General features: G+C 73.6%; 16 protein-coding genes. 6 read left to right on the top strand and 10 right to left on the bottom strand.

Annotated features, from left to right (window positions below):
• Positions 1-46: 46 nt before the first annotated feature.
• The 3 genes from nirD to J2N69_RS10940 are packed head-to-tail and all read right to left on the bottom strand — an operon-like array spanning position 47 to position 4,294.
• Positions 47-391 (bottom strand): nitrite reductase small subunit NirD, encoded by a 345-nt coding sequence (nirD, locus tag J2N69_RS10950; RefSeq protein WP_230900558.1) that lies wholly within the window; start codon positions 389-391, stop codon positions 47-49.
• Complete coding sequence (gene nirB / locus J2N69_RS10945; RefSeq protein ID WP_272595819.1) at positions 388-2,979, bottom strand: nitrite reductase large subunit NirB; 2,592 nt, start codon at positions 2,977-2,979, stop codon at positions 388-390. Before nirB ends, nirD begins: the two co-directional genes overlap by 4 nt.
• A 1-nt stretch (position 2,980) precedes the next feature.
• Entirely contained in the window at positions 2,981-4,294 is a 1,314-nt protein-coding gene (locus J2N69_RS10940) for an NAD(P)/FAD-dependent oxidoreductase (RefSeq protein WP_230900557.1), read from the bottom strand.
• A 179-nt stretch (positions 4,295-4,473) separates the two neighbouring features.
• Here J2N69_RS10940 and J2N69_RS10935 point away from each other — a divergent pair, with 179 nt between their 5' ends.
• Positions 4,474-5,256, top strand: a complete 783-nt coding sequence (locus J2N69_RS10935; protein ID WP_127912272.1) for a sulfite exporter TauE/SafE family protein — start codon at positions 4,474-4,476, stop codon at positions 5,254-5,256.
• Between the two features lie 21 nt (positions 5,257-5,277).
• On the opposite strand, the gene J2N69_RS10930 is transcribed toward J2N69_RS10935, so the two are convergent.
• The 3 genes from J2N69_RS10930 to soxR all read right to left on the bottom strand — a co-directional run bounded on the left by J2N69_RS10930 (position 5,278) and on the right by soxR (position 7,477).
• A complete protein-coding gene (locus tag J2N69_RS10930) occupies positions 5,278-5,910 on the bottom strand; it encodes a class F sortase (RefSeq protein ID WP_230900556.1) in 633 nt (210 codons plus the stop codon).
• A 119-nt stretch (positions 5,911-6,029) separates the two neighbouring features.
• On the bottom strand, positions 6,030-6,644 hold the full coding sequence (locus J2N69_RS10925) for a hypothetical protein (protein WP_230900555.1): 615 nt from the start codon (positions 6,642-6,644) through the stop codon (positions 6,030-6,032).
• 320 nt (positions 6,645-6,964) lie between these two features.
• The gene (soxR, locus tag J2N69_RS10920) at positions 6,965-7,477 is read right to left on the bottom strand and encodes a redox-sensitive transcriptional activator SoxR (RefSeq protein WP_230900554.1); all 513 of its coding nucleotides are present in this window, start codon (positions 7,475-7,477) and stop codon (positions 6,965-6,967) included.
• A gap of 64 nt (positions 7,478-7,541) precedes the next feature.
• On the opposite strand from soxR, the gene J2N69_RS10915 reads away from it, so the two are divergent.
• Positions 7,542-8,177 carry an NADPH-dependent FMN reductase gene (locus tag J2N69_RS10915; protein ID WP_230900553.1) on the top strand — a complete coding sequence of 212 codons (636 nt, stop codon included), beginning with the start codon at positions 7,542-7,544 and terminating at the stop codon, positions 8,175-8,177.
• 50 nt (positions 8,178-8,227) lie between these two features.
• Here J2N69_RS10915 and J2N69_RS10910 read toward each other — a convergent pair whose 3' ends face one another.
• Positions 8,228-9,580 (bottom strand): sensor histidine kinase, encoded by a 1,353-nt coding sequence (locus J2N69_RS10910; protein WP_230900552.1) that lies wholly within the window; start codon positions 9,578-9,580, stop codon positions 8,228-8,230.
• Positions 9,580-10,290: a hypothetical protein gene (locus tag J2N69_RS10905; protein WP_230900551.1), complete on the bottom strand. Its 711-nt coding sequence runs from the start codon at positions 10,288-10,290 to the stop codon at positions 9,580-9,582. Before J2N69_RS10905 ends, J2N69_RS10910 begins: the two co-directional genes overlap by 1 nt.
• Before the next feature lie 376 nt (positions 10,291-10,666).
• Between J2N69_RS10905 and cutA the strand changes: the two genes are divergently transcribed.
• Entirely contained in the window at positions 10,667-11,089 is a 423-nt protein-coding gene (cutA, locus tag J2N69_RS10900; protein WP_330166807.1) for a divalent-cation tolerance protein CutA, read from the top strand.
• Between the two features lie 273 nt (positions 11,090-11,362).
• Positions 11,363-11,656 carry a DUF6355 family natural product biosynthesis protein gene (locus J2N69_RS10895; RefSeq protein ID WP_230900550.1) on the top strand — a complete coding sequence of 98 codons (294 nt, stop codon included), beginning with the start codon at positions 11,363-11,365 and terminating at the stop codon, positions 11,654-11,656.
• A gap of 13 nt (positions 11,657-11,669) precedes the next feature.
• Here J2N69_RS10895 and J2N69_RS10890 read toward each other — a convergent pair whose 3' ends face one another.
• Together J2N69_RS10890 and J2N69_RS10885 are read right to left on the bottom strand one after the other, a co-directional pair.
• Complete coding sequence (locus J2N69_RS10890; RefSeq protein ID WP_230900549.1) at positions 11,670-13,976, bottom strand: molybdopterin oxidoreductase family protein; 2,307 nt, start codon at positions 13,974-13,976, stop codon at positions 11,670-11,672.
• A gap of 222 nt (positions 13,977-14,198) precedes the next feature.
• A complete protein-coding gene (locus J2N69_RS10885) occupies positions 14,199-15,044 on the bottom strand; it encodes a SanA/YdcF family protein (RefSeq protein ID WP_230900548.1) in 846 nt (281 codons plus the stop codon).
• 259 nt (positions 15,045-15,303) lie between these two features.
• On the opposite strand from J2N69_RS10885, the gene J2N69_RS10880 reads away from it, so the two are divergent.
• Together J2N69_RS10880 and J2N69_RS10875 are read left to right on the top strand one after the other, a co-directional pair.
• A complete protein-coding gene (locus J2N69_RS10880) occupies positions 15,304-16,290 on the top strand; it encodes a sirohydrochlorin chelatase (RefSeq protein ID WP_230900547.1) in 987 nt (328 codons plus the stop codon).
• A gap of 47 nt (positions 16,291-16,337) precedes the next feature.
• Positions 16,338-17,783 (top strand): deoxyguanosinetriphosphate triphosphohydrolase, encoded by a 1,446-nt coding sequence (locus tag J2N69_RS10875; RefSeq protein WP_230900546.1) that lies wholly within the window; start codon positions 16,338-16,340, stop codon positions 17,781-17,783.
• Positions 17,784-17,890 lie beyond the last annotated feature (107 nt).

The following is a 17,890-nucleotide window of genomic DNA, read 5'->3' as shown; positions in this document are numbered from 1 at the left end:
AGGGCTATCTGGAACGATCGGTCAAGACGGTTGTGGGGGCGGGTAGTCAGGCGATGCGTACGGGGTGCACGGTGACCGCCACCTCGTCGTCGTCCAGGCACCGCCCCGTCTCCAGGTCGAACCGCTGCTTGAGGAGCGGCGACGCGACGAACGGCCGCCCGCCCCGGGAGCCGAGCAGGCCCCGCGAGAGCACCGCGGCGCCCGTGAACGGATCGCGGTTGTCGATCGCGTACGCGCGTCCCTCGCGGTCGAGGAAGAGCGCCGCCTGGCGGCCGTCGGGCAGCAGGGCCGCGATGCCCCGGCCGGGGGTCAGCCGGGCGTGCTCGCAGACCTCGAACCAGTCGTCGTCAAGGCGGAGTTGGACGCGTGCCGCACGGGTAGCGGTGGTCATCGGGAGGCTCCTTCCAGGGGCCGGGGGCTGAGGGAGAGCAGGGGCAGGTCCGGCTTGATCTGGTCCCGCTCCGGGACGAAGCCGACCGTCGGGTCCGGCACGCCCGGCGCGTTCACGAAGGACACGAAGCGCGCGAGCCGCTCCGGGTCGTCCAGGGTCGCGGCCCACTCGTCGCGGTAGTGCGTGACGTGATCCGCCATCAGCGCCTCCAGCTCGGCGCAGATGCCTAGCGAGTCGTGGACGACCACATCGCGTACATGGTCCAGGCCGCCGTCGATCCGCTCCAGCCAGGCCGCGGTGCGCTCCAGGCGGTCGGCGGTGCGGATGTAGAACATCAGGAACCGGTCGATCAGGCGCACCAGCTCCGCGTCGTCGAGGTCCTGCGCGAGCAGGTCGGCGTGGCGCGGGGTGGCGCCGCCGTTGCCGCCCACGTACAGGTTCCAGCCGCTCGCCGTGGCGATCACGCCGAAGTCCTTCGACTGGGCCTCCGCGCATTCGCGGGCGCAGCCGGACACCGCCGACTTCAGCTTGTGGGGCGCCCGCAGGCCGCGGTAGCGCAGCTCCAGGTCGATGGCCATGCGCACGGAGTCCTGCACGCCGTAGCGGCACCAGGTCTGCCCGACGCAGGATTTCACCGTGCGCAGCGCCTTGCCGTACGCGTGCCCGGACTCGAAGCCGGCGTCCACCAGCCGGGTCCAGATCATCGGCAGCTGCTCGACGCGGGCCCCGAAGAGGTCGATGCGCTGGCCGCCGGTGATCTTCGTGTAGAGGCCGAAGTCCCGCGCCACCTCGCCGATGACGATGAGTTTCTCCGGGGTGATCTCACCGCCGGGGATGCGGGGGACCACCGAGTACGAGCCGTTCTTCTGGAGGTTGGCGAGGAAGTGGTCGTTGGTGTCCTGCAGCGCGGCCTGCTCGCCGTCCAGGACGTGGCCCTCGGCGCCGATCGTCGGGGCCAGCGAGGCGATGATCGAACCGACCGTCGGCTTGCACACCTCGCAGCCCTCGCCGCCGCGCGCCGCCTCCCGCCCGTGTCCGTCGAGCAGCGCGCGGAACGACGTGATCCGCAGGACGCGGACGATCTCGTACAGCTCCTGGCGAGTCTGTCCGAAGCAGTCGCACAGCCCCTTGTCGCCGGAGTGCGGGAGCAGCTGTCCGATGACCTTCACGCAACTGCCGCAACCCGTACCGGCCTTGGTGCACTTCTTGACCTCGGGCAGGGTGGCGCAGGCCTGGATGGCGTCCTTGGTGACGTTGTGGCAGCTGCAGATCACCGCCGAGCCGGGCAGCGACTCCGGGCCGAGCGCGACGGGGGCGCCCGCGCCCGCGGGCAGCACCAACTGCTCGGGCGGCAGCGGCGGCACGGTCCCGGTGAGGGGGCGCAGCAGACCGTACGCCTCCACGTCGCCGACGAGGACGCCGCCGAGCAGCTCGCCGCCCGCGCCCATCACCAGCTTCTTGTACGTGCCCGAACGCGAGTCGGAGTAGACGACGTTCAGACACCCCTCGGCCGTCCCGTGCGCGTCGCCGAAGGAGGCGACGTCGACACCGAGGAGCTTCAGCTTGGTCGACAGGTCGGCGCCCGTGAAGCGCGCCTCGCGGTCGGCGGCGATGGCGGCGGCGGCCGTCTGCGCCATCTCGTAGCCGGGCGCGACCAGGCCGTAGACGCGGCCGTCCACGGCCTGCGCGCACTCACCGATCGCGTACACGTCCGGGTCGCTGGTGCGGCACTGCTCGTCGACGGTGATGCCGCCGCGCTCGCCGACCGTCAGGCCGTGGTCGCGGGCGAGCTGGTCGCGCGGGCGGACACCCGCGGAGAACACGACCAGGTCGGTGGCGAGTTCGCTGCCGTCGGAGAGCTTTATGGCGCTGACCGCGCCGTCCTCGCCGGTCACGATCTCCTGCGTGCCGGTGCCGGTGTGCACGGTCAGGCCCATGCCGGTGATGGTGCGCAGGAGCGCCGCGCCACCGCCCTCGTCGACCTGCACGGGCATCAGGCGCGGCGCGAACTCCACGACGTGCGTGGCGAGTCCGAGGCCGCGCAGCGCTCCCGCGGCCTCCAGGCCGAGCAGGCCGCCGCCGACCACCGCGCCGGTCGTCGCGCGCTTCTTCGCGTACTCCTCGATGGCGAGGAGGTCCTCGATGGTGCGGTAGACGAAGCAGCCCGCCGCGTCCTTGCCCGGCACGGGCGGCACGAAGGGGTACGAACCGGTGGCGAGGACCAGCGTGTCGTACGGGAAGACCCGCCCGGAGCGGGCCGTGACCGTCTTCGCCGCGCGGTCGAAGCGCTCGGCGGGCTCGTCGACGTACAGCTCGATGCCGTGCGCGTCGAGGAACTCCCGGTCGGTCAGGGAGAGTTCGCCGGGGGTGCGGCCGGAGAAGTACGAGGTCAGCTGCACGCGGTCGTAGGCGGGGCGCGGCTCCTCGCAGAGCACCACGATCCGGTGGCTCGCCGCGAGACCGCGCTCGACGGCGGCCTCCAGGAAGCGCTGGCCGACCATGCCGTGGCCGACGAGCACGATCGCGGGGCGCCGGTGCGGGGCCTGCGGGGCCTGCGGGAGGTGTGCGGGGTTCGGGGATGTCGGCATGTCAGCGGCCTCCGATGGGGGTCTCCCCTGCTCGAACGAAGTCGAGAGCCTGGGGATGGGTGAGCAGGTCGAGCAGGGGGCTGTCGTCGTCGGGCAGCGGGTCGTCCGCCTCCCAGGCGCGGGCGAGCGCGCCCACCGAGGCGAGGTCGCCGAGCAGGACGCCGCCGACCAGGCGGTCGCCGCGGACGACGACCTTGCGGTAGGTGCCGCGGGTGGCGTCGGCGAGCTGGATGACGTCGTCGTCGGGGCGCGGCTCCGGGTCGCCGAACGCCGCCAGGTCCAGCGGCCCGGGCCCCGGTGCCGGTCCTGATCCCGGCCCCGGCCCGGTGAGGGTGAGGCGGGTGAGCATGCGGCTGCCGGTGTAGGGGGCGGCGGCGCGGCCCAGGAGATCGTCGGCGAGCGCGTCGGCCTGTTCGAGGGCGGGCGTCGCCAGGCCGTAGACGCGGCCCGCGTGCTCCGCGCAGTCACCGATCGCCCGGATGTGCGGGTCACAGGTGCGCAGCCGGTCGTCCACGACGATGCCCTTGCGTACGTCGAGCCCGGCGGCCAGTGCCAGACCCGTACGGGGGCGCACGCCGCAGGCGAGGACCGTCAGATCGGTGTCCAGCGAGTAGCCGTCGGCCAGCTCCACGCTGCGCACGGCCCCACCGGTGACGCCGACACCACGCACCCGGCACTCGGTGTGCACCTCGACGCCGAGGCCGGTCAGGTGCGCCCGCACCAGCTCCGAGGAGGCCGGGTCCAGCTGGCGCTCCATGAGCCGCTCGGCCTGCTGCGTCAGGACGACCTGCGCGCCCCGCCCGGCCAGCGCCCGGGCCGCCGAGACGCCGAGCAGGCCGCCGCCGATGACGACGACGCGGGTGCCGGGGGACACGGCCCCGGACAGGGCCAGGCAGTCGTCCATCGTCCGGAAGGCGTGCACCCCGCCCGGCAGTTCACGGGCGCCGGGTGCGAACAGACCGCGCAGGGGCGGCAGCACCGGGTTGGAGCCGGTGGCGAGGATCAGGGTGCCGTAGGGGACGACGGTGCCGTCGTCGCAGTGCACCCGCCGTTCCGCGCGGTCGATGCGGACCGCGCGGGCGCGCAGGGTGGTGGTGCCGGCCGGCTTCGGCAGGGCGATCACGTCCGCGCCGTACCGCCCCGCGAGGACCTCCGCGAGGAGGACGCGGTTGTACGGGGCGTGGTCCTCCTCGCCGATGAGTACGGTGTCGAGGCCGTGGGCGCCCTGGATGCCTTCGGGGCCCTCGGCGCCGAGGCGCTGCGCTACGCGGGCGCCGGCCAGGCCCGCGCCGATCACCACTGCCGTGGATGTCATGCTCAGCAGCCTGCGGGGCGGGTGTTTCCCGGCCGGGACCGGGTTGTTTCTCTCGGGGAACGGTGCCCTCAGCGGCCGCGAGCGGCGGGTGTGAGGCGCGGCGCGCACACCTCAGAAGAGCCTCAACTCTCCCTGTCCCGCGTGGACGACGGCCGCACCGCCTCCGTAGGGTCGCGATCATGCCTGACATATCCATGACCACGGTCGTCGTGCTCTGCCTCGCCGCCCTCGCGGCCGGCTGGATCGACGCCGTGGTCGGCGGCGGCGGACTGCTGCTGCTCCCCGCCCTCCTGCTCGGCCTGCCGGGCGGTACCCCGGCCGCGCACGCCCTCGGCACCAACAAGGCCGTGGCGATCGTCGGCACGACCGGCGCCGCGCTGACCTACGTCAAGAAGACCCCCGTCGACGTGCCCACCGCCGTACGGATCGGCCTCGCCGCGCTCGCCGGGTCGATGGGCGGCGCCTTCTTCGCGGCGGGCATGAGCACCGAGGTACTGAAACCCGTGATCATGGTGGTGCTGGTCGCCGTCGGCACCTTCGTGATCCTGCGGCCCGCCTTCGGCACCGCGCCCGCCGCGGAGCCCGCCTCGCCGAAGCGGATTCTCGCCGCGATCGGCCTCGCGGGCCTCGGCATCGGCTTCTACGACGGCCTGATCGGACCCGGCACGGGCACCTTCCTCGTGCTCGCCCTGACCGCCGTCCTCCACCTCGACCTGGTCGCCGCCTCCGCCACCGCGAAGATCGTCAACTGCTGCACCAACGCCGGTGCCCTCGCGATGTTCGCCTGGCAGGACGCCGTCCTGTGGCGGCTGGCCGCGCTGATGGCCCTCTTCAACCTCGCGGGCGGCATGTTCGGCGCGCGCACGGCGCTGAAGAAGGGCAGCGGTTTCGTCCGGATCGTGCTGCTGACCACGGTCTTCGGGCTCGTGGTGAAGATGGCGTACGAGCAGTGGGTGGCGTGAGGCGCGGACCCGCCCCCTCGCTCAGCGCACCGCCGTCAGGTGCGCGAAGACGACGACGTTGCCCTGGTAGCCGGTCTGCTTCGAGTACTTGCCGCCGCAGGTGATGACCCGCAGCTCGGGGCGCGCGGCGGCGCCGTACACCTTCTCGTCGGGGAAGTCCTTCGCGTCGTACACCTCGATCGCGTGGACGGTGAAGACGGCCACGCTGCCGTCCCTGCGCTCGATCTCGATGGTGCGGCCCCTGTCGAGCGCGCCGAGCGCGTAGAAGACCGCCGGGCCCTCCTTGTTGTCGACGTGGCCCGCCACGATGGCGGTGCCCCGCTCGCCGGGCGTGGTGCCCGCCTCGTACCAGCCGGCCAGGTTCTTCCGCTCGGACGGCGGCACGTCGAGGCTGCCCGTAGGGGTCAGCCCGAGTCCCATCAGGGGCGCGTCGACGCCGATCGCCGGAATCCGCACGCGGTCGGGCGGGGAGGGCGGCAGCGCCGCGGTGCCGGGCTCGGGGCGGTGGTGGCCGGGCAGGCTCGGGGCGGCCTGCGCGGGGGAGGGCTGGGGCGGCGGGTGCGAGGCGGTGCCGCTGCTCAGCAGCCAGGCGCCGGAGCACAGTGCCACGAGGCTGACGGTCGTTATGACGGTGTTGCCGGTCCTGTCGCGCATACGGCGGTCCCCCTCGGGGTCGGTCGGGGCCGGGGCCTCGTCCCCCTCCCCGCCCACGAGGGGACACGGGCCGGGAGGGGGCGGGGGCGGCGGTACCGGTGGACAGCGGAGGGTGTCCGTCAGATCCTGTCGCCTCTCGCCCGGCGATGCAGGAGCCAGGTACCGCCCGCGGCGGCGACGGCCAGGGCCGCCACTCCCGCCGCGGTCTGCACGGGGTCGGGACCGAGCGCGCCGCCGACCCCCGTCTTCACATGTCCCCTCGGGTGCGGCCGCGGCTGCTCCGCGGCGGCCGCTGTGGAGGTGATCGTCACCACCAGGTCGCCCGCGACCTGCTTGTTCTTCACGGCGGCGCCTCCGGCACCGGAGCACTTCGCGACGATCTCGTACGTACCCGGCTGCGCGGACGGCGGCACCTCGAACCGCCCGACCACGTCCTCGGGACGCTTGCCCGGCGCCAGGGTGAAGGTGCCCGCCCCGACCGCGCTGGCGTCCCCCGCGGCGGTCCCGCCGGTGCCACAGGCGGTGGTGCGCACGGTGACGGCCGAACCGGGGGTGACGGTGGCGGGCTGGATCTTCAGGCCGCCGACGGGGACGGCGGAGACATTGGGGACGACCGAGACGTCAGGGGCGGATGTGGGGGCGGCGGTCGCGGGGACGGCGGTCGCGGGGGCGGCCAGGGCGCCCGCCGCCGCTACGGCGAGCGCGGTACCGGACAGCAGGCGGGCGTTGCGCATGGTGCTCGTTCCTCCGAGGCCTTCGCGGGACGCGCCCCGCGGCACCCCCAAGTGCCGCTGCGTCGGTCGAGCCCCGCTCTACCGAGGTAAATGGCACTCGGCGGGACACGCCTCCTGATGCGACATCGGGAAGGCGTCGCAGAAGCCGCCGTATGGGGGAACTCCGGACCGTCGGCGGGAGAGTTCCAGCAGGTCACCGGCGTTTCGGTGGCGAGATTCCGAAGAACGTGCTCGGCGCCTGTGAATGGGTGACCCGGTGCGCCGACCGGCTCAGACCGTGTCCCAGGGAACGTCCTCGTAGACCGCGGCGACCCTCGCCATCACCTTCTCGTCGATCTCGTACGCGACCGAGTCGATGCGCCGCACCGGACTTCCTTCTCCTCCAGCAGCCGACGCGGCCCGGGGCCGTTTTCGCCCAGCTCGTCCCAGGGGTTGGTCAGCGCGCACTTGGCGAGCGAGAGGCAGCCGCAGCCGATGCAGTCGGTGAGGTTGTCGCGCAGCCGCTGGAGGGTGCGGATGCGCTCGTCGAGGTCGGTGCGCCAGCACTCGGAGATCCTCGCCCAGTCCTCGCGGGTCGGCGTGCGGTCCTCGGGCAGCAGGCCGAGCACCTCGCGGATGGTGGCGAGCGGGATGCCGAGCCGCTGCGAGGTGCGGATGAACGCGACCCTGCGCAGGGTGTCGCGGCTGTAGCGGCGCTGGTTGCCCGGGGTGCGGCGGGAGGTGATGAGCCCCTCGCGTTCGTAGAACCGCAGGGCGGAAGGGGCGACTCCGCTGCGTGCGGCGAGCTCTCCGACGGTGGCTTCCTTGGCGTCCGGTGCGAGGTGCGCGGTCATGCCGTTCAGATTAGTCACCAGGAGCGCTTGACCTGAACCATGGTTTAACTATGAGGCTTGGCCCATGACTGAGACCACGTCCCCCCAGTTCCTGTCCGCCGCCTCCGCTGCCCGGGAGGCGGAGAAGCCGCTCCACGTCGTCGTGATCGTCGGCAGCAACCGTGAGGGCCGCTTCGGGCCGATCGTCGCCGAGTGGCTGCTCGCCCGGGTCCGCGAACGCCCCGACCTCTCCGTCGATGTCGTCGACCTCGCCGAGGTCCACCTGCCGACCTCCCTCTCCTTCAGCCCGTCCGCCGCCGTGGCCGCCGAACTCGCCAAGGTCACCCCGAAGCTGGCCGCCGCCGACGCGTTCATCGTCCTCACCCCCGAGTACAACCACTCCTACCCGGCGTCCCTGAAGAACGTCATCGACTGGCACAAGGCCGAGTGGGAGGCCAAGCCCGTCGCCTTCGTCTCCTACGGCGGGCTCTCCGGAGGCCTGCGCGCCGTCGAGCACCTGCGCCCGGTCTTCGCCGAACTGCACACGGTCACCATCCGCGACACCGTCTCCTTCCACAACGCGGGCGCCCTCTTCGACGACGCCGGCAACCACCACGATCCGACGGGGCCCGACGCCGCCGCCAAGACCTTGCTCGACCAGCTGTCCTGGTGGGGCTGGGCCCTGCGCAGCGCCAAGGCGACCCGCCCGTACGGGAGTTAGGGGTTGGTTCGGGTTGGGGGGACGAGGAGGGAGGCGGCGGCCGCGTGGAGTCAGGCGCGGGGCAGGCTGACGGCCGCCACCGCGCCGCCGTCCGCCGCGTTGGAGAGGCCGATACGGGCGCCGATCACCTGGGCCTGGCCGAACGCGATGGTCAGTCCGAGGCCGGTGCCCTGGCCCCGCTCGCGCGCCCCGGTCTGGAAGCGCTGCGGGCCGTCCCTCAGGAGGCACTCGGGGAAACCGGGTCCGTGATCGCGCACCGTGACCTCCGTGCCCTCGACCCACACCTCGACCGGCTCGCCGCCATGCCTCCGCGCGTTGGCGACGAGGTTCGTCAGGATGCGCTCCAGGCGGCGCACGTCGGTGCGTACGAACGTGTCGTACGCGGCCTGTGTCCCCCGCGCCGTGAACGCGGCCGCCGAGCCGCCCGCACGCTCCGCGATCGCCTCGACGAGCCGCCCCAGCGGATGCGTCTCCAGGTCCGGTCTCTCCACCTCCGCGTCCAGCCGCGCCACCTCCAGCAGGTCCTCCGTGAGGGCGCGCAGGGCGTCGACCCGGTCGCGCACCAGCTCCGTAGGGCGGCTCGGCGGCAGCAGCTCGGCCGCCGTGTGCAGTCCGGTCAGCGGGGTGCGCAGCTCGTGCGCGACGTCGGCGGTGAAGCGCTGCTCCGCCTCCAGACGCTGTTGCAGGGAGGCGGCCATCGTGTCGACGGCGGTGGCCAGTTCGGCCACCTCGTCCCGGCCGTGCCGCACACCCGGCGGCCGGGGGTGGTTGATACGGGCGTCCAGTTCGCCCTGGCTGATGCGCCGCGCGATCGCCGCCGCGGTGCGCAGTTCACGGCTCAGCCTGCTGGAGAGCCCGGCGCCGCCGAGCGCCGCGAGGGCCACGACCACGCCGCCGGAGAGCATGACCCGCCGGTCGAACTCGGCCACCTCGGCGGCCTGTTCGCGCAGCGGCACGCGGACGGACAGGACGTGGCGGGTCCGGCCGCCGACCGGCCGCGCCGCCCAGACGCACGGGTCGTCCGAGGAGAGGTCGAGGTAGGTGGCGCGCCGCCCGGCCAGCGCCGCCCGCCGCAGCGGCGCGGGCAGGTCCGGGGCGTCGATCACCGCGTCCGTGTCCCCCTGGTCGACCTGCCCGGTGAGTTCGTACAACTGCCGTACGCGGACCAGCTGCGCGGTGGCCCCCGACCGGGCGTTCCCGGCGACCTGGTCCAGCCGGGCGTGGTGGATGAGCAGCCCGATGGCCGCGGCGACCACGGCGCAGCCCCCGGCGAGCAGCGCGGTGATCTTCCAGCGCAGCCCGAGGGCGTTGAGCGGGGCGCGCGCGCCGGAGCGGGGCGCCGCGGCCTTGCGCGGCAGCAGCGGCATCAGCGGTATCAGTGGCCTCGCGATCCTGAGCGCCATCAGGGCCCTCCCGGCGGCCGGGTGGACGACAGGCAGGGGGACGCGGGCCCGGCCGGGCCCGGCTCCGCCCTCTCCGTGGGATCGCCCTGGCCGCCCCGCCGCTTGGGGCGACCCCGGTCACTCGTGAGGTCCCTGAAGTCGCTGACCGTGGACATTCGCACGCCGTCCCAGTGGAAGCGCACGGCCTGGTCCCCGCCCTCCGCGCACGGCATGCGGACGAGCAGGTCGGCGCCGATCGTCTCGACGCTCATCCGCCGCCCGGAGGTGAGCAGGACCGGGTAGACCTTGCCGCCGTGCGCGCTGTAGACGGCCAGGACGTTCCGCCCGCTCTCGGTGTCCGCGGCGACCAGCATCTCGGGCTTCTTGTCGCCGGTCAGGTCCAGGAACGCGGGCCGCCTGAGCCCGGCCCGCCCCGGCCGGTCGATCAGCTTCCGGCCGGCCAGCGGCCGCGTACGCGGATCGGCACGCAGGACGGCGTGGACGTTCAGCGAGGCGAGACCCGCGGAGCCGACCCGCGGCAGACCCTTGAGCGGCTTCGGCGGCGGCTGGCGCGTGGCGGCGTCCGCGCCCGGCGCCCGCGGCGACGTACCCGACCAGGCGGGCCAGACCACCTCCGGGCGCGGTTGCGCGGAGACCGGCGGGGCGGCCTCGCCGGAATCGAGGCCGTCGGGCCCGGCACATCCGGCGCACCCGGCGAACACGAGGGTCACGAGCGAGGCGAGGACGGCCAGGGGAGCGGCGCACGGGGGGAGCGGGCGCCGGGAGGAGGCCCGGCACCGAAGGAGGGGGCGCCGAAGGAAGGGGCGACGGGCGGTGGGGAGACGGGCGGCGGGGCGACGGTGGCTGTGGATCGGGTTCATGGCGTGGCTGACTCGTGCGGAGGCCGACGGGGCTGGTGGCGGCCGGCCGTGGGGACCGCGCCGGAGGCCCGGCGCGGAGACCGGCCACCGCTGTCGACGGTAGGAACCGCCCATCACAGAAAACGGGAGATTATGTAACAACCACGCCCAGGAGCACGGAAACCCCCATGCCGGGGACCTTCGGCCTGGACGCTCGCCCCTGGCCGCCGCTGTGCACAATCGGCGTATGGACGACGAACCGATGACGCGGCCCGCACAGACCGATCGGCCCGCGCAGGCAGTCGAGGACGCACGGCCCGAGCCGACCGGGGTGACCGCCACACAGACCGCGGCGACCGTACTGACCGTGCTGACCACGACCGACGCCGAGGACAAGGCCCGGGACCTCGCGTACGGCGCGATCCGGGCGCGGCTCGCGGCCTGCGCGCAGATCAACGGCCCCGTCACCTCCGTGTACCGCTGGGAGGGCGAGATCGAGACCGCCCGCGAATGGCAGATACTCCTCAAGACCACCGCCGCCCGCTACGGCGCCCTGGAGGCCTGGCTCACCGAGACCCACGGTTACGACACCCCTGAGATCATCGCCACGCCCGTGGTCCAGGGGAGCCCGGCCTACCTGGAGTGGGTGCGGCGGGAGACCGCCGAGTGACCGGCCCGGAGCGGCGGCTCCGTACGCGGCGAGTCGATTGACGGCTTGCAGCAGCGACGGCCCGCCCCATGCGCACCGCGCCCCACACCCGCCCCAGAAGACAAAAACCGCAGCTCAAACGCCGACGCACTCGATCCGGCGTACTCCACCACCCATACGGACGACATCACGCGACCACACAACGTCACGGGCACGAGACTCTGCGCGTGCCCTTCCGGTGCACGCGATCGGTGCGTGAGCACCACGACCACGTCCTCAAGAAGGAGTCGTCTCGTGCGAGTTCGCCGTTCCCTGCCCGCGTTCGTCGGAGCCGTGACCCTCGCCCTCGGCATGTCGATGGCGGCGACCGCCACCGCCGTCTCGCCGACCGCCATCCAGAACCCCTGCGGGTTCTACGAGACCCATAGCGACGCCTACTACAACCACTGCACGAGCGACGGCTCGAAGATCCTGGTCGAGATCGACGACTGGGGCCCGAACACCACCAAGTGCGTGGGCCCGGGCGTCACCTGGATCGGCGAAGCCGGGGACATCGACGGCGCCTGGTACATCGGCCGCACCTGCTGACCCGCATCCCCTCCTAACCCCGCCCCGACGGGCCCGGGCCCCCAGTGGCCCGGGCCGTGTCCGTGGGCGCGCCGGCTTCGGCCTTGTCCGTGGGCGCGGCGGCCTCGGTCCCGCTCGGGGACTCCACCGGTTCCAGCCGCACCGCGCACACCTTGAACTCCGGCATCCGCGACACGGGATCGAGCGCCGGATGCGTCAGGGAGTTGGCCCGCCCCTCGCCCGCCCAGTGGAACGGCATGAAGACCGTGTCCGACCGGATCGCCGACGTGACCCGCGCCGGAGCCACCGCCCGGCCACGCCGCGACACCACGGCGACCGCCTCGCCCTCCGCTATCCCGAGCCGCGCCGCGAGCCGTGGATGGACCTCCACGAACGGCCCGGGCGCGGCGGCGTTGAGCTCCTCGACCCGCCGCGTCTGCGCCCCCGACTGGTACTGCGCGAGCACCCGCCCGGTGGTCAACAGCACCGGATACTCCGCGTCCGGCTCCTCGGCGGCGGCTCGGTGCACGACCGGCACGAACCGCGCCCGCCCGTCCTCCGTCGCGAACCGGTCGAGAAACAACCGAGGCGTCCCTGGATGCACGGCCTCGGCACCCCGCACACCCTCCGCGCCCTGCGCCCTGTCCGCGCCCTCCGCGCTCCCCTCTCCCTCCTCGCCTCGAGGGCACGGCCAGAACACCCCCTCGCCTTCCCCCTCCCTCAACCGCTCGTACGAGATGCCGGAGTAATCCGCGGCCCCGCCCGCGCTCGCCCGGCGCAGTTCCTCGAAGACCTCCCGCGGATCGGTGGGGAACTTCTCGCCGTGACCGAGCCGCTCCGCGAGCCCGTGCAGCACCTCCAGGTCACTGCGCACCCCGTCGGGCGCGGACACCGCCCGGCGGCGCAGCAGCACCCGGCCCTCCAGGTTCGTCACCGTCCCCGTCTCCTCGGCCCACTGCGTCACCGGCAGTACCACGTCCGCCAGTTCGGCCGTCTCGGACAGCACCACGTCCGCCACCGCGAGGAAGTCAAGCGACCGCAGCCGCTCCTCCACATGCGCGGCCCGCGGCGCCGACACGACCGGGTTGGAACCCATCAGGAGCAGCGTCTTGATGTCCCCGCCGAGCGCGTCGAGCAGTTCGTACGCCGACCGCCCGGGGCCCGGCAGCGAATCGGGGTCCACGCCCCAGACCTCCGCCACGTGCGCCCGCGCCGCCGGGTCCGTCAGCTTGCGGTAGCCGGGGAGTTGGTCCGCCTTCTGGCCGTGCTCGCGCCCGCCCTGGCCGTTGCCCTGCCCGGTCAGGCAGCCGTACCCGGACAGCGGACGCCCTGCCCGGCCCGTGGCGAGGCACAGATTGATCCACGCCCCGACGGTGTCCGTGCCCTTGGACTGCTGCTCGGGCCCGCGCGCGGTGAGCACCATCGAGGTCTCCGCGTCGCAGAACATGCGTACCGTCTCGCGCAGTTGGGGCACCGGCACGCCGGTGATCCGTTCGACCAGCTCCGGCCAGTGCGCCATCGCCGCGGCACGCGCCTCCTCCCAGCCGGCCGTCCGCTCCTCGATGAACGCCTCGTCCGTGCGGCCCCCGGCCACGACCAGGTGCAGCAGGCCGAGCGCCAGGGCGAGGTCCGTGCCGGGACGCGGCGCCAGATGCAGGTCGGCCTGCTCGGCGGTGCGCGTCCGGCGCGGGTCCACGACGATCAGCGTGCCGCCGTTCTCCCGCAGCTCCGTGAGGTACCGCAGGGCGGGCGGCATCGTCTCGGCGAGGTTCGACCCGACGAGGATCACGCAGCCGGTGCGCGGGATGTCCGCCAACGGGAACGGCAGCCCCCGGTCGAGCCCGAACGCCCGCTGGCCGGCCGCCGCCGCCGACGACATGCAGAACCGTCCGTTGTAGTCGATCTGCGAGGTGCCGAGCGCCACCCGCGCGAACTTGCCGAGCGCGTACGCCTTCTCGTTGGTCAGCCCTCCTCCACCGAAGACCCCGCACGCGTCCGGGCCGTGTTCCGCACGCGCACGGGACAGCTCGTCGGCGATCCGGTCCAGGGCCTCCTCCCAGGTGGCCGGCGTGAGCTTGCCCGTGGCGTGGGATCGGACGAGAGGCTCGGTCAGGCGCACCCGGGAGGAGAGCAGAGCGGGCGCGGTGCGTCCCTTGCCGCACAGGGCACCCTTGTTCACGGGGAACGCCGCGCGCTCCACGACCTCCACGCCACCATCCGAGCCCGCCGTCAACCCCATCCCGCACTGCAACGCGCAGTAGGGGCAGTGGGTCGCCGTCACCGCCGTGGCCGCGGGAGTCGCGGAGGTCGCCGGTGTCGCGGGTGTCGCCGTGGAGTGCATGCCGCCCAGCGTCCGCCGCTCTTGTTACGTGCCCGGACGTGCTCGCGTTACGCACGCGGTAAGCCGATCTCAGCCATGCCCGCGCCTCACTGTGAGGTACGGCCCCGAGCCGCCGGTGGACGGACACTTTGCCGGTTTGGAGCGCGGCCAGGCACCTGCGAGTGTGTCGTGGCTGGGCGCGCGGTTCCCCGCGCCCCTTCGGGGCACCCGAGCCCCCAGGACTCACCGCCCCGAAGCCAGCGCCCGTTCCACGCCCCGCTCTCGCGGGCCCAGGAAGCGCGGGTCCGGGTGGAGCGTCGCGTCCAGCGCCGCCTTGCCCGCCGCGAATACCTCCCGCGCTCCGCCGTAGTACCAGGTCGTGTCGTGCACGGCGTCCACCCCGACGCCGTACGACGAGACGCCCGCCGCGCCGCAGAGCGCGACCGCCCTGCGTATGTGGAAGCCCTGGCTGATCAGCACCGCCCGGTCCACGCCGAAGATCTTCTTGGCGCGCACGCAGGAGTCCCACGTGTCGAACCCGGCGTAGTCGCTCACGATCCGCCGGTCCGGCACGCCGTGCTTCTTCAGATAGGCGCGCATCGCGTCCGGCTCGTCGTACTCCTCGCGGCTGTTGTCGCCCGTGACGAGCACGACCTCTATCCGTCCCGCGCGGTACAGCTCGGCCGCCGCGTCCAGCCGGTGCGCGAGATACGGAGAGGGCTCGCCCTTCCACAGCCCGGCGCCGAAGACCATCGCGACCCGTGCGGGCGGCGCGTCCGCGACCGAGCCGATCTTGCTGTCCGTCGTCACGAAGAGCCAGGTCGCCGGCAGCAGCGCGACGACGCACAGCGCCATCACCCCCTGCACGGCCCGCCGCTGCCCCTTGCGCGTCCGCGGAATCCGCAACCACGCCGGGCGCCGCACGCGCCCCGCACGCTCCGCTCGCCCCGAACGCTCCAACCGCCCCGAGCGCTCCACTGGTCCTGTGCGCTCCCACCGCCCCGGACGCCACCGCCCCGCCGCGCCCTCACGCCGCGCCGCCGCCGACCCCCGCAACCGCTCCCACCAGCGCCGATTCTTCTGGTCCATAGACGTCTCGCCCCCCATACCCCCTCGGACCTCCCCCGATCCGATCGCTCCTCCAACCGTAAGCGAGCCCACCGACGACGAGCGCGCCCCGCACCCCGGGCCTGACCCTGAAACACCCCCGACCCATCCCCGACCCGGAGCCCTGACCCATCCCCGATCCCGAGCCCTGACCAATCCCGGGACCCCACCGTGAGCCCCCCGAAAACAGCCGTCACGGCCGCGCAACGCCCCCGCAATCTGCCCCGGCCATCCTCGGTCCATGACGCCGTCGAACGCTCTTCACGACGAGTCCGGCAGCACTCACCTCGACAGTACGGCGCACCTCATGGACCACATCACCAGCCGGCTCGGCAGCCGGCTCAGCCTCATCTCATCCGACGGCAGCCGCCGCCCGGCCCCCGAAAACAGCAGCCGCTGCCCGGCCCCCGACAGCAGCCGCCACCCAGCACCACACCCCCGCCACGGCTCCCGCCAAGACCCCCACCCCCGCCCCACCCTCGTCCTCGTCCCGCACGGCAGCCGCGACCCCCGCGCCCTCGCCACCGTCACGGCCCTCGCCGAGCGGATACGTGAGCAGCGGCCCGGCCTGGACGTCCGCCTCGGGCACATCGAGCTGAACGAGCCCCTGCTCACCGACACCCTCGCCGCACAGCAAGGCGGCCGCGCCGTGCTCGTCCCCCTGCTCCTGAGCCGGGGACAGCACGTGAAGCGGGACATCCCGGCGGCCGCCGCCGACGCCCCCCACCTCGCCACCCGCGTCGCCGCCCCGCTCGGCCCGCACCCGATGCTCGCCGCGGCGCTGCACTCCCGGCTCGTCGAGGCGGGCTGGCCCGCGCATCCCCTCAGCGCGAGCGCACGCCGCCGCCACGCGGTCGTCCTCGCCGCCGCGGGCTCCCGCGACCCGCGGTCCGCCGCGGACACCGGGCGGGCCGCGAAGCTGCTCGCCGACCGCCTCGGCGTCCCCGTCGTCCCGGCCTACGCCGCGCCCACCGACGCCTGTGCCCGCACCGTGCCCGAGGCGCTCGCCGCGCTGGCCGCCGAGGGCCGGACCCGTACCGCCGTCGCCGCCTACTTCACCGCGCCGGGCCGCTTCGCCACCCAGAGCGCGTCCGCCGCCCCCTGGATCGCCGCGCCCCCGCTCGGCGCCCACCCGACGCTGGCCCACCTGGTCCTGCACCGTTACGACGAGGCCCGCGCGCCCGACGGAGCGTGGACGGCCGAACAGCACCGCCTCACCGCCGTCTGACGAAAGACCAGATCCCCTTTGTCACTGCTTGCGTCTACTGTCGGTGCATGGAAGGCACCGTGGAAGGCACCGCAGCGAGCACCCCAGAAAGCACCAAAGCAAGCAGTCCAGAGAACACCCCGGAAAGCGCCGAAGCGAGCAGCGCAGAGAGCACCCCGGAAAGCACCGCGCCGAACGCGCGGCACGAGGTTCACGACGCCTGCGCGGCCTATGACGAGGCCGCCGTCGAGCGGTGGGCCGCCGAGCCCGACAAGAGACCGGGGCGTACGGCGTTCCAGCGCGACCGCGCGCGCGTGCTGCACTCCGCCGCGCTGCGCCGGCTCGCCGGAAAGACCCAGGTCGTCACGCCCGGCACCCGGAGCCAGGCCTGGGACGCCAGCGCCCGCACCCGGCTGACGCACTCCCTGGAGTGCGCCCAGGTGGGCCGCGAGCTGGGCGCCGCCCTGGGCTGCGACCCCGACCTGGTGGAGACCGCCTGCCTCTCCCACGACCTGGGCCACCCGCCCTTCGGGCACAACGGCGAACAGGCGCTGAACGAAGTGGCGGCGGACTGCGGCGGCTTCGAGGGCAACGCCCAGTCGTTGCGCCTGCTCACCCGCATCGAGCCGAAGCGCTTCGTGCGCTCCGAGGCCACCGGCGAGCCGGTCAGCGTCGGCCTCAACCTCACCCGCGCCGCCCTGGACGCCGCCACCAAGTACCCCTGGCCGCGCGGCGCCCACCCCACGGACCCGGCATCCTCGAAGTTCGGGGTCTACGAGGACGACCGCCCGGTCTTCGAGTGGGTCCGCAAGGAGGCCCCGGGGCACCGCATCTGCTTCGAGGCCCAGGTCATGGACTGGTCGGACGACGTCGCGTACTCGGTCCACGACTTCGAGGACGGCCTGCACGCCGGCCACATCGACCCCAACGCGCTGCACGCCGAACCGGAGCGGCAGGACATCTACACCGTGGCCCTCGGGCGCTACGTCCCCGCGGACACCGACCCCGAAGAGCTGGCCCAGGCCCTCGACCGCCTCCTGGAACAGGAGTGGTGGCCGCACGGATACGACGGATCGGCCGTCGCCCAGGCCCGGTTGAAGGACGCCACCAGCCAGCTCATCGGCCGCTTCTGCCTGGCCGCGGAGACCGCCACCCGCGCGCGGTACGGCAGAGGACCCCTCTCGCGGTATGCCGCCGAACTCGTCGTGCCCCGCGCGGCGCGGCACGAGTGCGCGGTGCTCAAGGCCGTCGCCGACCTCTACGTGATGCAGCGCCCCGCACAGGAGCGGCTCCGCGCCGACCAGCGCGTCGTCGTCGCCGAACTCGCCGAAAAACTCACCGCGCGCGCCCCCGAGGGCCTGGACCCCCAGTTCCGGGCGCTGTACGACGCGGCGCCCGACGATCGGGCCGCGCGGCGCGTCGTGATCGATCAGATCGCGTCACTCACGGACGCGGCGGCCCGCGCGCTGCACACGCGCCTGTCGGCGAGACAGCAAGGGATCACCGGTCGGTGACCATGGAGTGACCACAGGGCGTGACGAAAAGTGGCCTCTTGAGGCCACGCCCCCTTCCCCCATCACGCTCCGTGCGGGACGCTCCCTGTGGCGGCAAGGCCGTGTTT

Source organism: Streptomyces huasconensis (assembly GCF_021028635.1).
Classification (GTDB): Bacteria; Actinomycetota; Actinomycetes; order Streptomycetales; family Streptomycetaceae; genus Streptomyces; species Streptomyces huasconensis.
This window is presented reverse-complemented; position numbering and strand designations above follow the sequence as displayed.

Coding starts and splice junctions, on each gene's coding strand:
- cutA (WP_330166807.1), top strand. CDS start 10,667: ATGGACGACGAACCGATGACGCGGCCCGCACAGACCGATCGGCCCGCG.
- J2N69_RS10925 (WP_230900555.1), bottom strand. CDS start 6,644: ATGCGCAACGCCCGCCTGCTGTCCGGTACCGCGCTCGCCGTAGCGGCG.
- soxR (WP_230900554.1), bottom strand. CDS start 7,477: ATGACCGCGCACCTCGCACCGGACGCCAAGGAAGCCACCGTCGGAGAG.
- J2N69_RS10940 (WP_230900557.1), bottom strand. CDS start 4,294: ATGACATCCACGGCAGTGGTGATCGGCGCGGGCCTGGCCGGCGCCCGC.
- J2N69_RS10915 (WP_230900553.1), top strand. CDS start 7,542: ATGACTGAGACCACGTCCCCCCAGTTCCTGTCCGCCGCCTCCGCTGCC.
- J2N69_RS10910 (WP_230900552.1), bottom strand. CDS start 9,580: ATGGCGCTCAGGATCGCGAGGCCACTGATACCGCTGATGCCGCTGCTG.
- J2N69_RS10880 (WP_230900547.1), top strand. CDS start 15,304: ATGACGCCGTCGAACGCTCTTCACGACGAGTCCGGCAGCACTCACCTC.
- nirD (WP_230900558.1), bottom strand. CDS start 391: ATGACCACCGCTACCCGTGCGGCACGCGTCCAACTCCGCCTTGACGAC.
- J2N69_RS10935 (WP_127912272.1), top strand. CDS start 4,474: ATGCCTGACATATCCATGACCACGGTCGTCGTGCTCTGCCTCGCCGCC.
- J2N69_RS10885 (WP_230900548.1), bottom strand. CDS start 15,044: ATGGACCAGAAGAATCGGCGCTGGTGGGAGCGGTTGCGGGGGTCGGCG.
- J2N69_RS10890 (WP_230900549.1), bottom strand. CDS start 13,976: ATGCACTCCACGGCGACACCCGCGACACCGGCGACCTCCGCGACTCCC.
- J2N69_RS10875 (WP_230900546.1), top strand. CDS start 16,338: ATGGAAGGCACCGTGGAAGGCACCGCAGCGAGCACCCCAGAAAGCACC.
- J2N69_RS10930 (WP_230900556.1), bottom strand. CDS start 5,910: ATGCGCGACAGGACCGGCAACACCGTCATAACGACCGTCAGCCTCGTG.
- nirB (WP_272595819.1), bottom strand. CDS start 2,979: ATGCCGACATCCCCGAACCCCGCACACCTCCCGCAGGCCCCGCAGGCC.